General features: G+C 52.4%; 18 protein-coding genes. 9 read left to right on the top strand and 9 right to left on the bottom strand.

The genetic code is table 11. The features are described from left to right. Positions 1-194: 194 nt before the first annotated feature. The 4 genes from FOA19_RS18325 to FOA19_RS18310 all read left to right on the top strand — a co-directional run bounded on the left by FOA19_RS18325 (position 195) and on the right by FOA19_RS18310 (position 3,676). Positions 195-710, top strand: coding sequence for a DJ-1/PfpI family protein (locus tag FOA19_RS18325; RefSeq protein ID WP_317132051.1), 516 nt, complete (start codon positions 195-197; stop codon positions 708-710). Positions 711-1,204: 494 nt separating this feature from the next. Beyond that, the gene (locus FOA19_RS23435; protein WP_190300460.1) at positions 1,205-1,804 is read left to right on the top strand and encodes a hypothetical protein; all 600 of its coding nucleotides are present in this window, start codon (positions 1,205-1,207) and stop codon (positions 1,802-1,804) included. Positions 1,805-1,883: 79 nt separating this feature from the next. Then, positions 1,884-2,405, top strand: coding sequence for a nuclear transport factor 2 family protein (locus FOA19_RS18315; RefSeq protein ID WP_149092295.1), 522 nt, complete (start codon positions 1,884-1,886; stop codon positions 2,403-2,405). A gap of 182 nt (positions 2,406-2,587) precedes the next feature. Continuing rightward, positions 2,588-3,676: a mechanosensitive ion channel family protein gene (locus FOA19_RS18310; protein WP_149092294.1), complete on the top strand. Its 1,089-nt coding sequence runs from the start codon at positions 2,588-2,590 to the stop codon at positions 3,674-3,676. 60 nt (positions 3,677-3,736) lie between these two features. On the opposite strand, the gene FOA19_RS18305 is transcribed toward FOA19_RS18310, so the two are convergent. Further along, complete coding sequence (locus FOA19_RS18305) at positions 3,737-4,162, bottom strand: hypothetical protein (RefSeq protein ID WP_149092293.1); 426 nt, start codon at positions 4,160-4,162, stop codon at positions 3,737-3,739. Then, positions 4,146-4,433: a hypothetical protein gene (locus FOA19_RS18300; RefSeq protein WP_149092292.1), complete on the bottom strand. Its 288-nt coding sequence runs from the start codon at positions 4,431-4,433 to the stop codon at positions 4,146-4,148. The genes FOA19_RS18305 and FOA19_RS18300 overlap by 17 nt, the downstream gene beginning before the upstream one ends. A 64-nt stretch (positions 4,434-4,497) precedes the next feature. On the opposite strand from FOA19_RS18300, the gene FOA19_RS18295 reads away from it, so the two are divergent. Both FOA19_RS18295 and FOA19_RS18290 read left to right on the top strand, forming a co-directional pair. Further along, positions 4,498-5,292: a class D beta-lactamase gene (locus tag FOA19_RS18295; protein WP_149092291.1), complete on the top strand. Its 795-nt coding sequence runs from the start codon at positions 4,498-4,500 to the stop codon at positions 5,290-5,292. 72 nt (positions 5,293-5,364) lie between these two features. Beyond that, positions 5,365-5,790 (top strand): VOC family protein, encoded by a 426-nt coding sequence (locus FOA19_RS18290; protein ID WP_149092290.1) that lies wholly within the window; start codon positions 5,365-5,367, stop codon positions 5,788-5,790. Between the two features lie 46 nt (positions 5,791-5,836). Here the strand turns inward: FOA19_RS18290 and FOA19_RS18285 are convergent, their stop codons facing one another. The 7 genes from FOA19_RS18285 to cmoA all read right to left on the bottom strand — a co-directional run bounded on the left by FOA19_RS18285 (position 5,837) and on the right by cmoA (position 11,330). Continuing rightward, positions 5,837-6,046 (bottom strand): alkylphosphonate utilization protein, encoded by a 210-nt coding sequence (locus FOA19_RS18285; protein WP_149092289.1) that lies wholly within the window; start codon positions 6,044-6,046, stop codon positions 5,837-5,839. 149 nt (positions 6,047-6,195) lie between these two features. Further along, the gene (locus FOA19_RS18280; RefSeq protein WP_149092288.1) at positions 6,196-7,077 is read right to left on the bottom strand and encodes an aldose 1-epimerase family protein; all 882 of its coding nucleotides are present in this window, start codon (positions 7,075-7,077) and stop codon (positions 6,196-6,198) included. Positions 7,078-7,092: 15 nt separating this feature from the next. After that, positions 7,093-7,608, bottom strand: coding sequence for an AAA family ATPase (locus FOA19_RS18275; protein ID WP_149092287.1), 516 nt, complete (start codon positions 7,606-7,608; stop codon positions 7,093-7,095). A 184-nt stretch (positions 7,609-7,792) separates the two neighbouring features. Continuing rightward, on the bottom strand, positions 7,793-8,545 hold the full coding sequence (locus FOA19_RS18270; RefSeq protein ID WP_149092286.1) for a DUF2490 domain-containing protein: 753 nt from the start codon (positions 8,543-8,545) through the stop codon (positions 7,793-7,795). 231 nt (positions 8,546-8,776) lie between these two features. Beyond that, the gene (locus FOA19_RS18265) at positions 8,777-9,646 is read right to left on the bottom strand and encodes a phosphatase PAP2 family protein (RefSeq protein WP_149092285.1); all 870 of its coding nucleotides are present in this window, start codon (positions 9,644-9,646) and stop codon (positions 8,777-8,779) included. A gap of 199 nt (positions 9,647-9,845) precedes the next feature. After that, on the bottom strand, positions 9,846-10,532 hold the full coding sequence (locus tag FOA19_RS18260) for a methyltransferase family protein (RefSeq protein WP_223808974.1): 687 nt from the start codon (positions 10,530-10,532) through the stop codon (positions 9,846-9,848). Positions 10,533-10,571: 39 nt separating this feature from the next. Then, complete coding sequence (gene cmoA / locus FOA19_RS18255) at positions 10,572-11,330, bottom strand: carboxy-S-adenosyl-L-methionine synthase CmoA (RefSeq protein WP_149092283.1); 759 nt, start codon at positions 11,328-11,330, stop codon at positions 10,572-10,574. A 417-nt stretch (positions 11,331-11,747) separates the two neighbouring features. Between cmoA and FOA19_RS18250 the strand changes: the two genes are divergently transcribed. From FOA19_RS18250 to FOA19_RS18240, 3 genes are all read left to right on the top strand, one after another. Beyond that, positions 11,748-12,425, top strand: coding sequence for a response regulator transcription factor (locus tag FOA19_RS18250; RefSeq protein WP_149092282.1), 678 nt, complete (start codon positions 11,748-11,750; stop codon positions 12,423-12,425). Further along, the gene (locus FOA19_RS18245; RefSeq protein ID WP_149092281.1) at positions 12,422-13,684 is read left to right on the top strand and encodes a sensor histidine kinase; all 1,263 of its coding nucleotides are present in this window, start codon (positions 12,422-12,424) and stop codon (positions 13,682-13,684) included. Before FOA19_RS18250 ends, FOA19_RS18245 begins: the two co-directional genes overlap by 4 nt. A gap of 323 nt (positions 13,685-14,007) precedes the next feature. After that, on the top strand, positions 14,008-15,117 hold the full coding sequence (locus FOA19_RS18240; RefSeq protein WP_149092280.1) for a nickel-binding protein: 1,110 nt from the start codon (positions 14,008-14,010) through the stop codon (positions 15,115-15,117). The last annotated feature ends 330 nt before the right edge of the window (positions 15,118-15,447 follow it).

The raw sequence follows: 15,447 nt of genomic DNA, 5'->3' as shown, positions 1-15,447 counted from the left end.
AACCAAGCCTTTGTAGGGGATATCAGGTAGGTAGGAGGTTTGCAGAGTCAGCTCCTTTTCTTTCATCCTTTAACGCATCAACCAATGGAAAACAAAAAGAAAATCCTGTTCCTGACCGGCGACTTCGCCGAGGATTACGAGACCATGGTTCCCTTCCAGATGCTGCTCATGGTGGGGTATGACGTACACGCCGTGTGCCCGGCAAAAAGAAAGGCGATACCATCAAGACCGCCATCCATGATTTTGAAGGCGACCAGACCTACACCGAAAAACCCGGCCATAACTTCCATCTCAACTACGCCTTCGCAGAGGTCAACCCTGAGGAATATGCTGGATTGGTGATTGCTGGTGGCCGCGCGCCCGAGTACCTGCGCCTGAACCAGCAGGTGCTGGAGGTAGTGCAGCATTTTATGGAGAAGGATAAACCGCTGGCCGCCGTCTGCCACGGCATCCAGATACTGACCGCTGCCCGCGTGGTGGAAGGACGCCGCCTCACCGCCTATCCGGCCGTTGGGCCCGAGGTGAGTTTGGCCGGCGGCACCTTTGTTCCGGTAGATGCCACCGAGGCTGTGGTAGACGGCAACCTGGTCACCTCCCCTGCCTGGCCCGGTCACCCCGCGCTTATCCGCGAGTTCCTCAAAGTGATGGGCGCCACCATTGACCTCAATGCCGGCTCACCTGCCACCACTTCGGTGGAGTACCTGACCTAACAAATTCTGCACAGACCTGTTTCAGGGCTGATTTCTGAAAATCTGCCCCGAAACAGGTAATCTTTTTCTTCCCTAATCTAAGGCTATTTCATTCTGCGACTTCTCTTGGTTAAGCTTTTCCTGAGTTCACGTCTTTGGTTTCTCTGGTTAAGTATTTCCTTGATTCAAGCCTTCCTTTTTATGGTTCATGTTTGTGACTTGGATTTATAATGAGCTGAAGTTTGCAACTCCAACCAGGCTATCGCCTCAAGCTTAAGGCCAATGATTGATTTTACCTTTGCTTCTGCGAGGCTGAACCAGGAGGGCCACTTTTGCGCGGATTTACTTTCCAGAAGCCAACATCGTCAGAATCTTGCCGCCCACAGATTGTGCGCACCACATGGTTCATTTCAAGCCCGATTTTACAGAAACACCCTAAAAACAACTTCAGGGTGCATATCCCAAACCCTTAAAAGAGTATCTTAGGCGGGTCAACCGCGCTTATCTTTTCTGTTATGGATTTACCTTCTATCCACCTTGCCCACGAATTTGAGCCTCTTCCACCCGATTTTCACTGCGGAGCCTCGGGGCAGCCGTTTCAGACCTGCATCGCCTGTGAGTGCCACCTGCTGCAAGACGGCGTGAGTTATCTGGTAGAAAAAGCAGTGCGCTATTACCCCCAGGACGGCCTGCTGGACACCGTGCTGGAATATGCCATGTGCGTGCGTTGCGCCCAGCAAATGCGGGAGGAGCTGTCTGTAGAGTCCAGAAATAAGATTGACGCCTATTTTGCTGAGCACGTAGACCTGGTGGCTCGCCGTGAGGCCCTGCTTTCTTTGCCCAACCCCCTGAAGCTGGACAATTGGCTCTCGCACTGCATCGTGACGGGTACGCCCCGGGAGGCCTGCAAAGAATACCAGATCTACGCCCAGTGCGAAGGCAAGGACCTCCTGTACACCTACATGCCGTATATGATCAGCGGCGAAGCGATGGAGGAAATCCAGCGGCTGATCTCGCCGCACACCCGCCAGATCCTTGACGACTTCATGGACACGCACTTCGGGCTGCCGCCCGAGTTCAGGGCCCTGCTCCAGGATCGGTTGGTCCTTATATAAAAAGAAAAACGTATTTTGCTCTGGCCTACTCAAGGCACTTTCCTTTTAAAACAGAGCCTACCAAAACCACAGATCCTTTATGCGCGCCCTACTTTTGTTCTCTTTTTGCCTCCTGCTCAGCGTAGCGGCCTTTGCCCAGACTAAAAAAGCCACACCGGCCAAGCCCTCAGCAGATGCGAAAGCCGTGGAAGCGGCGGTGGTGCGTTTCTTTGACGGCATGCGCGCAAGCGACAGCACCATGGCCCGCTCGGTATTGGCATCCAACGCCCTGTTGTTTTCAGTAGGCGCCGGCAAAGACGGCCAGGTCCTGCCCCGCGAGACACCCATGGACAAGTTTGTGCAGATGATTGGGCAGCCCCATCCGCAGGTGTTGGACGAGCGCATCTGGGACGTGAAAGTGAACATTGACGGCGACTTGGCCACGCTTTGGTGCGAGTACGCCTTCTACGTGGGAGACACCTTCAGCCACTGCGGCGTAGATGCCTTCCAACTGTACCGCTCCCCACAGGGCTGGAAAATCTTCACCATCACAGACACCCGCCGCAAGGAGAACTGCGACCTGAAAGCCGCCCAGGCCGCCAAAGCCAAATCAAACCCCTAAACGGATTCTTTTCTGACCTTCTGGAGCCCTGCACTCCCGCTCTTCCGGAGGTGTGGGGCTTTGGCGTGGGCAATGGCCTAGTATAACTACTGGCCAAGGGTTGCACGTACTATACCCTGGTTATTGTTTTACTATCTGCGGCCTGGCGCAAGTTGGGCGGCCGTGCACCCCCAGCTGAAGAAATGAACAGATTATTAAACCAGACCTATTACCACAACAGCGTCTTTGATTACCTCGTCGCCCTAGGAGCCATTGTCATAGGATTACTGCTGCTCAGGTCTGTGAAGCACATCTTCTTCCGGAAAATCAGACGCTGGGTGAAAGGCACCAGAACCCACTTTGACGATCTGCTGGTGGAGGGCGTAGACCGATTCCTGCTGCCGGCGCTCTACTTTGCCATCATCCACGCGGGCATCAGCTATCTAACCTTATCAGAGAAAGCCCAGAACGTATTGGGGGTGGTGACCACCATGGTGATCACGTTTCTATTTGTGCGCCTGGTTTCCACCACCATTCTCATGCTGCTCAGGACGTATGTGAGAAAACAGGATCGCGGCGAGGAGAAAGTGAAACAGCTGGGCGGCCTCATGCTCATCATCAACGCGGTGATCTGGCTGGTGGGCCTGCTCTTCCTGTTCGACAACATGGGCTATAACGTCACCACTATCATCACCGGTCTGGGCATTGGGGGAATTGCCATCGCGCTGGCCGCGCAGAACATCCTGGGAGACGTGTTCAACTACTTCGTGATTTTCTTTGACCGCCCCTTTGAGACCGGCGACTTCATTGTGATTGACGACAAAAGCGGCACCGTGGATTACATCGGCATCAAGACCACACGGGTGAAAAGCCTCTCGGGGGAGTTGCTGGTGTTTGCCAACAGTGACCTGACCAAATCGCGCATCCATAACTACAAACAAATGCTTAGGCGGCGGGTGGTGTTCAAACTTGGGATCACGTACCAGACCTCGCTGGAGACCATGAAACTCATTCCCGGGTTGCTGGAAGACATAGTAAAAGCGCAGGAGCCAGTGGAATTTGACCGCGCCCATTTTGTGAGCTATGGAGACTCCAGCTTGGACTACGAGGTGGTGTACTATGTTTTGAGCCACTCCTATAACAAGTACATGGACATCCAGCAGAACATCAACTTCAAAATCTATGAGGAGTTCCAGAACCGGGGCATTGAGTTTGCCTACCCTACCCGCACGCTCTTCCTGGTAAATGAAGAAACCGAGACAGCCGATGTGCCCCTAGCCCGGCAACGGTAGCTTCTGTTTAGGCCTTGTTTTCTGGAAAACACCCGCAAAACGCTTGGGATGCGGAACTGCTTAGTTGTTCTCTTTTAGCTGACAAGCCTTGAGCCAGGCCAGGGCATCCTGGCGGGAGGTGAAGGTGCAGAAATCCAGTTGACGGCCTATCTTGCTCACCTGCATGACCTGGCCTCCGGTTTCCCCATAAGAGTGCTCATTGGCTACGTGGGCCAGATAACGCAGACCGGCTTGCATGGCCCTTGGCAGCCAATCCTTCTCCAGCCAAGCCACGGCATCGGCCCAGGGTCCGGTCAAGTCACTGTTATCATTCAGTTTGTAGGGGCACCTGGTTTTCTCCAGTATCTCAAGCCCAATTTCGCAGGCTTTGCGCAAGTCGTTCTGGGACGCGTACCCGTACCATCTGGTGTCAATGACGTTGAGGTCTGGGTTGTGCTCTATCACGTAGTAGACTCTGTCAAATGAATTTTTAGCTTCTCGGTGCATGGCATTGGAACTTGTAGCCAGAAAAGACGGAAAGGAAGACATGAACAGTTTTTAACAAAAGTAATTTTTTATTTACGCTTTCCAAGAAAGCCGTGCGCTTAGCCACCCGCACCAGAGATACCTTTTCTGGTTTTCTGCCCCGCTGAACCAGAAAACCTCCTACCCTGCCAATTGTTTTTGTACAGCCAATAAAAAAGAACATAACGCCGGCGGCAGCCTTCCCGAAGCTGAATTTGTCTTTCCTTGGCCAGAAGAAAAAAGCAGCCATCATCCACCGATGTCAGTTATTTGAGTAAACTAGCGGGAATTCTCTCACTTTAAGAATCGCCTCTTTTATGAAACACCTGCTCTCTCTGGCGCTCTTGGCGCTGCTGTTGCCTTGCCTGTCTTTTGGCCAGGACCTGCAGAAACCGTTCAAAGAATGCGGCCTGGAAGGCAGCTTCACCTTGTATGACCTGAAAAAGAACCGCTGGACCTTCAGTGACCCGCAGGAGGCAAACCGGGCCACTTTGCCGGCCTCTACCTTCAAGATCCTGAATTCCCTTATTCTTCTGGAGGAAAAAGCAGTGCGGGACGAAAACGAGGTGTTGAAATGGGACGGCCAAGAGCGGAGCGTCCCGGCCTGGAACGCCGACACCGACATGAAGCACGCCTTCGCCAACTCCACGGTCTGGTTCTACGTGCGCCTGGCCCAGCAGATTGGCCCGGACAAATACCGAAACTATCTCCAGCGCTGCGGCTACGGCAACGGCAAATTCACCCATGCCCAAGGCGCCGATTTCTGGAACTACGGTGATTTCGCACTCTCGCCCAAGGCGCAGATCCAGTTCCTGCAGAAGTTTTACCAGGAGAAGCTGCCCTTTTCCAAAGAGAACATCAAGAAGGTGAAAAAGATGATGGTGGCAGAGGAAACGGCGGCCTTCACGCTCAGCGGCAAAACCGGCTTGACCAGTCACGACGGCGAGCGCATTGGCTGGTACGTGGGCTACGTGGAGACCAAAGACAACGTCTACTTCTTCGCGACGCGGCTGCGCCAGGATGTCCAGACCCCAACCGAGAATTTCGCGGCATGCCGCAAAACCATCACCAGAAAGCTCCTGCAGCAGTTAAGCATTTTACCCGCCTCCTGATTTTAGCCCATTTTAGCAGAATCAGCCCGTAAACGTTTTTCTCCCCACCAATCAATAATCCTTGCCAAACAGATGCAACCCAGAATCACCATTATTACCTTAGGCGTGTCCAGTGTAGCGGCCGCTACCCAGTTCTATGAATCCGTTTTCGGGTGGGAACGCACGTCCGCCAGCCAGGAGGGCATCACGTTTTTCCAGCTCAACGGTTTGCAATTGGCGCTCTTCGCCATGGAGGAACTGGCCAAAGACGCCCACGTTTCTGCGGAAGGAACTGGCTTCAAAGGGTTCAGCCTGGCGCACAACCTGCGCAGCGAGGAAGAGGTGAATGCGCTTTTCCAGGGGCTGGAAGTCAAAAACGTCACCATTCTAAAACACCCTGAGAAAGTGTTCTGGGGCGGCTACAGCGGGTATTTCTCTGATCCAGACGGCCACCTCTGGGAAGTGGCCTTCAACCCGTTTCTTCCGCTGGATGAGCAGGGCAATGTAGCGCCGCAATAAGCTTTAGAAACAGAAAAGGCGCTGATCGGCGCCTTTTCTGTTTCTTCTATACTTTTTTCAGGAAGCAGGTTTTCAAGACCATCACGGTTCTCTCCACGCGGCCTTCAATTTCTTCGGCGTCATCGGTGAGCCTGATTTTCTTCACCACCGTACCTCTTTTAATGGTAGCGGAAGAGCCTTTTACCTTCAGATCTTTTATAACCGTCACCGAGTCGCCCTCTTGGAGCAGGGTGCCGTTGCTGTCTTTTACTTCCATGTTGCTTTGCTAATAGATAAAAAGCCGCTTATAAAGGGCAGCCAGACACAAAGCTACGCTCAATTCCAGCCTTGTCCAACCTTCCTTACTCCTGAAGCAGGGGGTTCACCATTTCAGGTCTATTCTGCGAAAAATCGCCCAGAAACAGGTTAGCCTACGCTAATGGTGTAAGTAGCTTCAAAGGTTTCGTTCGTGCCCAATGATTGCATGCCTTCTTTTTCGCTGAGTTCAATGGGGTCCCCGACGCTGCCAGCAATGCCGTACCAAGGTTCAATGCACAGAAAGGGCGCGCCCACGCGTTTGGTCCAGATACCCAGGTAGGGGAAATTGGCGAACTGCATCTGCACGAAGTGCGGGTGACGATCGGTTTTGAGGGTCACGCGCTCTGATTTGAAGGCTTTGAACACCAGCGCGTCTTTTTCATAGTGCTCGTAGCGGAGCGGTAACACGGCCATGTTGTCTAGCACAGGCTCGGTTTGGCCGTTCTGCAACCCGGTGCCGTCTTCCAGCAGGTAGCGCGACAACAGCTCGGGTTGGGAGAACTCCAGGTAATAGTCTTCAAAGGCGTCTCCTTCTTGCATGGGCACGTTGAAGGCCGGGTGCGCCCCGATGGAGAACAGCATCTCGCCCTCGCCGGCCTGGTGCACCTGCCAGGTCACCTCCAAGGTTTGGTCCTGCAGGGTGTAGCCGATGCGCAGCACAAAGTCAAAAGGGTACACTTGACGGCTTTCCTCTGAGGCTTTGAGCTCATACACCAACCTATCTTGCCCCTCTTCTACCAACTCAAACTCCTGGTCCCGGGCGAAACCGTGCTGAGGCAACTTATAAGTCTTGCCTTGGTGCAGGTATTGGTCTTGCGGCAGGCGGCCCACAATAGGGAAAAGCACCGGCGCGTGGCGGTTCCAGAAAGAAGCATCGGCTTGCCAGATGTACTCGCGGTTGCCGTCTTTCTTTACCAGGCTGCACAATTCGGCGCCTGCGCTTTTCACGCCCACGCGTACGTATTCGTTTTCCAGGAAGGTTGTTTTCATAGCGGAAGGTTGGAATTAAGGATGAAGCACCTGGTTTACGGCCCTGATGGCATTCTGCAGGCGCTCCTCGGCGGAGCCGGATATCTCTACGTAAGGCACGTCTATCTGGTCCAGCTCACGTTTGTACCAGTCATGGAAAAACTGGCGCAGGTGCGGATGCTCGCGCTGCGGATCTGGGGTCCAGGGCAGGTCTATGTCCAGAAGCAGGTACAGGTCTACGTTCTGCCGCCGCAGGTTTTCCAGAATGAAAGACGAGCAGATGTCATACGAATGCTCAGACCAGATCTTGAGCACCAGCAACTCAGTGTCCAGGAAAAGCAACTCCGGGTTCCTGGCTTCCTCGGCTTGCCAAAGGGCCAGCTGTCCGCGGGCGATAGCTTCCAGGTCAGGGGCGGCGTAGGGCCTTTCCAGTTGATCCAAATAAGTTCGGGCGTACTCGGGCACCCAGGGCGCGTTGTAGTGCTGCGCCAGTTGCGCTGACAAGGTCGATTTTCCGGTGCTTTCTGGGCCGGTGATGGCTATTTTTACCAAACTGCTGCGGTTTAGGGGAAAACAGTTTCGGGGCCGGTTTTTAAAAATCGGCCCCGAAACAGAACTTTCCACCAATGAATGTACAGAATATATACGCTGGCCTACCCTCTTCTGGTGAAACGCTCCGCATCTGGGGAAAGAGGCACTCACGTTAAAGCCGGGTAGGCAGCGGTCAGGAAATGGGTTACTGGGCGGCGGTAGTCTGTTTCCGGAAATCCAGGTTATAGGTAAGGCCTACCTGCAGTGTGTGGTTGTTCTCAAACCAGACGCCGTTGCGCTGGGCCACGTGCTGGTGCATGTACCCTACTTCCAGCATGGCGTCTTTGTGAAAACGGTAGCCTAGGGCGGCGTACGCGCGGTTCTGGTCAAAGATGTTGTTGGTCACGTTGGGCCCGAAGTTCACGAACACCTCATCATACAAGCCCAGGTAGAATTCTTTGTCTTCCAGCGTAGGCCCCGCCAACGGAATGTTGGTGCGGAACTGGTAACGTACCCGGTTTAAGTATGTGTAGTCCTCGGCACCGGCAAACTTGATCCAGCGCTGCTCCAACCGGAAACGATGCTGCAAGGCAAAAATGCCCTGCTGGTCTTTCAACTGCAGTTGCTGATAGGTGCGGTGCTCGGGGAAGTCATCGGCAGAAGGGTTGTCGCCGTACGGATAGGTGTGCACGTAGGCGTATCCGGCGGCAAGGGAGGCGCGGTCTGAGAGGTTATACACCAGGGCCACGCGGGGCATCACCTGCTGCGGATCTGAGACCACGTGGTAACGCCGCAGCTGGAACTCGGTGTGCAGACCCCATTTATCGGTGAGCTTGTGCGTGCCGTAATACATAAACCAGCCGTTGTAGTTAGTGTCATGGCGGCGGTTGTTCTGGGCCGTAGCCTCTGAGAGGCAAAGCGTAAGCAGGAGCAGGAGAACAGGTACTAATTTTTTCATGGTGGGGATAGGGGATAGTGAAACAGCTACGCATAGATGCCCGGCTGCAATAAGGGTGCAAATCAAAGGGTAAAATTTGATTACGGCCAACCGATCGCGTAGTTTTTGCCCCTTTTTCTGGAAATCAGGCCGGAAACTGCAAGGCAGACCACCTTAAAACAGGAAAACCCGCCGCCAAAGCAGCGGGTTTTCCTGTTTTAAGTCATCACAGAGAAAATCCTTAAGGGGATATTAATTCAGGCTGGTGGTGTAATAAGCAGGGTTCTTTTTCCGGTTTTTGTAATCGTCCAGGTTCATGGAGAAGGCAAAACCCGGTACCCCGTAGATGTAGGCCGGCGACAGCTGCACGATGGAAGGTTTCCGGCCCCAACGGTTCCGGTGCGATAGGTACGCCAAGTGCGAAGAAAGCATGCCAATGCCCGCCCCCACAAACACATCAGACTGCCAGTGCTTGTTGTTGAGCATCCTAAATGCGCCCACGCTGGTGGCAATGGTGTAGGCCCCAATCCCGTACCAAGGGCTTTTGTGCTTCAGCTCGGAGTTAAGAATAGAGGCCGCCAAAAAGGCTTGGGCCGTGTGACCCGAGGGCATGGATTGGTCGTTTTCCCCGTTTGGCCGCACCTGGTTGGTGGTTTGCTTTAGCGTGAAGACGGTGAGCCCAAAGATGGCCTCGGCCTTTAGAATCAAGATGGTGGTGTTCAGAAAATCGTGGTTAGACTTTATGTTGAAGAGGTTGGCCGCCGCCAATTCCACGTAGGGCGCAATAAGCAAGGGGTTGTCAATGGTGGTACGGAAATTAGGGAAATGCTTCTGGATGTCGCGCTTTGCATCCATGCTACTGTAGATACCCCGGTCCCCAATGGTGCTCAGGCCATAGGCAATAAGAACAGTTGGGATAATGGTGGCTTTAAAGGCCTTTGATTTGAAAAACGACTTCTTTACCGGCGTGGCCACCGAGTCTTGGTACTTTTTTAAGGTATCCTGCGCCACTACCGGGGCCTGGTATTTCTTAAGGGAATCCGCCTCCTGCGCCATTACCTCTTGACTAGTCAGGCCGAAGCACATGGTGAGGGCAAGCCAAATACGTACTATGTTTTTCATATGCAGTTCACAGTTGGATGAGAAATTAACCTACTGCATATCGTTAGAAAAAAGTAAAGGGTTGCCCTGGACCTCATTTTTTTCTTTACTTTCTAATTTCAGGCCAAAAAAGGGACACTAACCCAACCCGGTGCCCGCTCCTGGCAGATTCACTCTAGACCTGAAAACTGCCTTTTCCAAGCCTTCCCAAAGGACTATCTTAATCGGCTACCCACCGGCCCGATTTCTTGAGGTAACGCACTGTAAAGTACACGGCGGCCAGCCCAAGCATGACAAAGGCCAATAGCATATTTCTGAGTTGCGGGTCAAAGCCCGTGAGCTGCGGATAATACAGCAACAGAATAAGCGTGATGCCCAAAAGCCAGACAAACTGGGTGTTGTACTCTTTCAGAAGCCAGCGTTTGGGCTTGAACTCCATGCTGTGGAACGTCTCTCCCAGCCCGCTGGGATTGATAAGCCAGCGGTTCACCCGGGCGCAGTACGCGTTGAACGCCGCCCCGAACTTGCCCCTGAGAAAATTCTCCTCGGCCAGCACAATGGCCTGGTAAATGAACAAAAACAACGGAATGAGCACCGCCATGTACAGCAACGAGTTGGAGAGAATGCCCACGCCCACCAGCATAAGAATGTTGCCTACGTACAAGGGATTGCGGCAATGGTTGAAAATTCCCTGGGTCACCAGTTCCTCGGCGTACACTTTCTTGTCCCTCCCGCCCCTGATGATGTACGCCAACCCGATGGTGGCGCCCCTGATGGCTTGCCCCGCAACAGTCACCACCAGCCCCAGAAGAATGGGCCACAGGTAATAATACTCCCCAAAATGCTCTTGCCTGAAGATATCCGGCGAAGGAATGAAAAGGGCCAGATACAGGAAAATGAAAAGCACATTTCTGTACTTGAAAAAGAAATTACCAATAGAAACCATTTACTTCTTGATTGCGATGAGCCCGGAGAAATTGTACCACTTGAAAAACACCTCGCACTGGGAGAAGCCGGCCTCGCGCAGCATCATGATGTTTTCGCTGAGTTTGTAGGGAATGAGCACGTTTTCCAGTGCCTCGCGCTTCTGTGAGATCTCCATCTCACTGTAATGGTTGCGCCGCTTGTATTTGTAGTAGTACTTGATGAAATCACGGTTGTACATGCTGTCCTCTGTGAGGATTTTCTCCACCAGGATAAGCACACCGCCGGGCACCAGGCCGTCGTAGATTTTCTTCACCAGCTTGTCACGGTGGATGGGTCGGATGAACTGCAGCGTAAGGCAGAGCACCACCACCGAGGCGTTCCCGATCTCCACGTTCTCCTGCAGGTTGGCCAGTTCCAGGCTGTAGGGGCGCACCACGCCCAATTCCTTCAGTTTGGCATCGCACTTGGCCAGCATGTCCACAGAATCATCCACGCCCACAAACCGTACATCGGGGGCCATCATGGCGTCCATGCCCATCATGGTGGTACCCGTAGAACAGCCCAGGTCATAGACGTTGGTGTTTTCCTGGGCGTGATCGGCGGCCAACTCGGCAATCATGCGCTGCATCTCGCTGTAGAACGGCACAGACCGGCTCACCATGTCATCAAACACCTTGGCCACCTTGGAGCTGAAGGCAAAATCAGCGGCCTCCTTAATGTCCTCTTTGAAAACCTCGTCGCGGGTTTCCTCCTGGCTCTGCGCTTCTAAATTGTCCATCTTTCTACTTCCCTCTATAAAGTAAATGCTCATAAACACGCCCTGCCACGGGTGCAAGGCATAGGAACCCGGGCCGAAGCAAAACAGGCGCCCAAGTCTCCTGTTAATTCCTAAAGGAAGAAAGAGAATCTGTAGGAATCCTGTTTTTGGGCCATTTATAGGAAATATATTCCAAATCTCACCAACGTCATCTTAACATACTAAGGGACAAATGGTTACAGAGAACATAAACCAAAAATAAGGGTTTCCAAAATGGGTAAGACCTACTCTATTTTGGCCGGCAGGCTTCTGAAAGTCCTTCATTTAACTTAACCTTATGTTTCTTTGCAAGAATTGGAAAATCGGCCGTAAAACGCGGGGAAGGCTGGCTTCAGAATCTCTTCAGAATTGGGTTGTAGCTTGATGTTTTAATCTGAAATGAAAATACTTCTTGTAGAAGACGAAGCCAACCTGCTCAGCACCACTTCCAGCTATCTTCAGAAAGAAGGGTTTGTGTGCGAGGAGGCGCCCACTTTTTCCGTCGCCGAGGAGAAGCTGACGCTCTACCAGTATGACCTGCTCATCCTGGACATCACCCTGCCCGACGGAAATGGCCTGTACCTGGTGCCCAAGCTGAAAAAAACGTATCCAGACACCGGCATCCTCATCATCTCGGCCAAGAACTCCCTGGACGACAAACTCAACGGGCTGGACCTGGGCGCCGACGATTACCTCACCAAGCCTTTTTTCCTGGCTGAGCTCAACTCGCGCATCAACGCCATTCTGCGGCGGCGCAAGTTCAGCGGCTCCACCTCGGTGGTGTTCAACGAGATTGAGGTGGTGCCCAATGCCATGGTAGCCCGGGTGCACGGCCAGGAACTGGACCTCACCAAAAAAGAGTATGACCTGCTGCTCTATTTCCTCACGAACAAGCAGCGCGTGCTCTCCCGCGAGAACATAGCCGAGCACATCTGGGGTGACCTTTCCGGCTCCGCCGATAATTTTGACTTCATCTATACCCACATTAAGAACCTGCGCCGCAAGATTGTGCAGGCCGGGGGTACAGATTACCTGCAGACGGTGTACGGGGTAGGCTACAAATTTGCGGCTCCATGAGACTGCTGCAGAAGTTAAACCGCACCTACATTCTCTTTTCGTCGCTGCTGTTTCTGGTGGCGGGCGTGCTGCTGTACTTCTTCCTGACGGCCAATATTGACTACGAAGCCGAGGAACAGCTCCTGAATACCGAGCGGCGCATTGCTCGGCAATTAACCCGGGGCCATACCCCCACCAAATTGTTTCCGGTGCTGGAAGTAACCCAATTGGCCGTGCATCGGCCTCAGGGCCTCACCATCACAGACACCACCATGTTTGACCAGGTGGAAGGCGAGGAAGAAACCTTCCGGCAGGTACGCTCCGTCCGGAACATCAACGGGCACTCGTACGCCATTGTGCTCCGGCAGATGGTGGTGCAGCACTCAGAATACATCATGACCATTGGCTGCATTCTGGTGCTGGTGATGGGATTGTTGCTGGTCTGTCTCACTCTGATGAACCGAAGCATTCACCGCACCGTGTGGCAATCTTATTACACAACCCTGGAGGCAGTGAAGAATTTCTCGGTGCACCAGCCCGGGCCGCTGCAGCTTCAGGATTCGGCTACCCAAGAGTTCCAGGAAATGCATACCGCGCTCTCCCGCCTCACCGAGAAAGCCCGCCTGGATTACCTGGCCCTGAAAGAGTTCTCTGAGAACGCCTCGCACGAAATGCAGACCCCACTGGCCGTTTTGCAGAACAAGCTGGATGAACTCTTACAGGACCTGGCCTTGATTGAGTTGCAGGCGAGGCACATCCAGACGGCCGGCACGGCGGTGCAGAAACTCTCCAAACTGAACCAGACGCTGCTGCTGCTTACCAAGATTGAGAACCGGCAGTTCATCCACACCGAGACTGTCTGCGTAACGGCTTTCCTGTGCAGGCAACTTGACTTACTGGAGGATTTTTTATTGGAGAAAAAGCTACAAGTAACCCTGGAAGAGACCGCTGCCCTCAAGGTGTCGGCTAACCCGGCGCTGGTAGACGTCCTGCTCTCCAACCTGCTCAGCAATGCCATCAAGCACAACAATGCCCACGGTTGTATCTCCATTGAGATAGGCAAAAACCGACTGCTGGTCTCCAACTCCGGCAAGCCCCTGCCCTATGCGCCGTCGCTGTTGTTTGAGCGTTTCAGCAAAGCAGACGCTTACTCTCCCTCTCTAGGTTTGGGCCTGGCCATTGTGCGCACTATTTGTCATCTCTACGGCTGGGAAGTACAGTACCAGGTACAGAAAAACCGCCACTCGCTGGAAATCACCTTCCCAGAAACCGTAGCATAAACTAGTCTAAGCTGAGCACGATCTCACTTGCCATGCATTTGCCTTAAATTATTCAACGCGATAATTGAAAATTCATAATAAAACCACTACCTTCTGGTATAATACCTGAACCCAGGAAAGAGCACGGGCTTGAGCTTTCTGGAAATAGAGGAAGACAGCCTTAGGCAGGCAAGAAATTACTGCCTTTTTAATAAATCAGGCTCAAAACACCCCCCAATAGAATCGCGCAAGGTGCAACGAAAAGGGACCAGCAACAGGGCCCATGAAAGTTGAGATAAATTACCTCAATCACCCACATTTGAGACAATTTACAAGCTATTCAGATGGCACTTTACATGGATCGGCACGATGTCCCTGAAACCGTGACCGCAGAAACGGTAGCCCATATTCATCAGGAAGACCTGAAGTTACAGGACAAATATGGCTGCAAGGTTCTCACCTATTGGTATGATGAAAGCAGGAAGAATGCGTTCTGTTTAATTGAGGCGCCCAACGCCCAAGCCATTCAGGAACTGCACAATGAGGCCCACGGCCAAATCCCCAACAGTATCATAGAAGTGAACGCCGGCCTGGTAGAATCCTTTCTGGGCAGAATTGACGACCCAGAAAAGACCTCTGACACAGATCTCAACATCATTGATGACTCGGCCTTAAGAACAATCATGATGCTTGTCTTCAAGCAGTTGGAACCGGCAGCAAGCAGCGCTTCACCAGAAAGAGCACTAATGCATCACCACAAAGAAGCCATTCTTAAACTGCTGGAGACTTACGGGGGCAACCTGGTGAAACAAACCGAGGACTTCTTCCTGGTTTCCTTTAAATCGGTTTCAAATGCCGTCCATGCCGCCTTTGACATTCAACTGGCGTTAAAGGATGGGGCAAACCATGCAGACAGGAAGAACTATGACTTCAAGATAGGCTTGCATGCCGGGTTACCAGTCACTGAACAGAAATCTATTTTTGAAGATACCATCAAACTGGCGCAGCGCATGTGCCAGGTCATCAAAGGCGAGGTAGTAGTATCCTCAGAGGTAAAAGAGTTATACAACCACCAGAATTCTGAATCCTTGGAGAAAGAAAAAAGACTCTTTTGCCTTACCCAAACCGATGAAAGATTTCTGGGTCTGCTGTCTGACTATTTGGAATCTCAGTGGAGCAACACCAACTTAAAGATTGATGATTTCAGTAAACCGCTTGGGTGCAGCAAATCGCAGCTGTACCGGAAGATGATGTATCTCACTGGTAAGTCTCCTAATTCCTTTATCATAGAGTACCGCTTGAGCGAGGCCTTAAGGTTGTTGAACAAGAACAACAGCAACGTAGCCGATATCGCCTACCAAACTGGCTTTAGCAGCCCCTCCTACTTCTCTAAAAGCTTCAAGAAAAAATACGGCCATTTACCTTCTGATTACTTAGCCGTTCAGCCGCGGTAAAACTTTCCAATCATTGCTAAAGCTGAATCAAAATTACCATCCTTTGAATGAAAAGTTACAGCCTTCTGGTGCATCATGGGCTACCTTTATATCAATAGTTCGCCACAATACCCGGGTATACCAAGCACCACCACGAGCCTGTAAATCTGAACTTCATTCCGATGGTTCAGGTCTTCAGCTGACAAAGGCAAGTACCTACTCAACAAAACCGCAAACCCGCTTCACGCTAGAAGTACTTTTCCTCACCTACAGTTCTCTACCCCTTTGCCCCTAAAAGGCTAAAAACGGTTTAGGGCTAGCACTTCTGTATCTACCCTCTCCTGGGTTAAC

Source organism: Rufibacter hautae (assembly GCF_008271695.1).
GTDB classification, from domain to species: Bacteria; Bacteroidota; Bacteroidia; order Cytophagales; family Hymenobacteraceae; genus Nibribacter; species Nibribacter hautae.
Note: the sequence above shows the minus strand (reverse complement) of the source record. Positions and strands in the feature narration are given on the sequence as shown.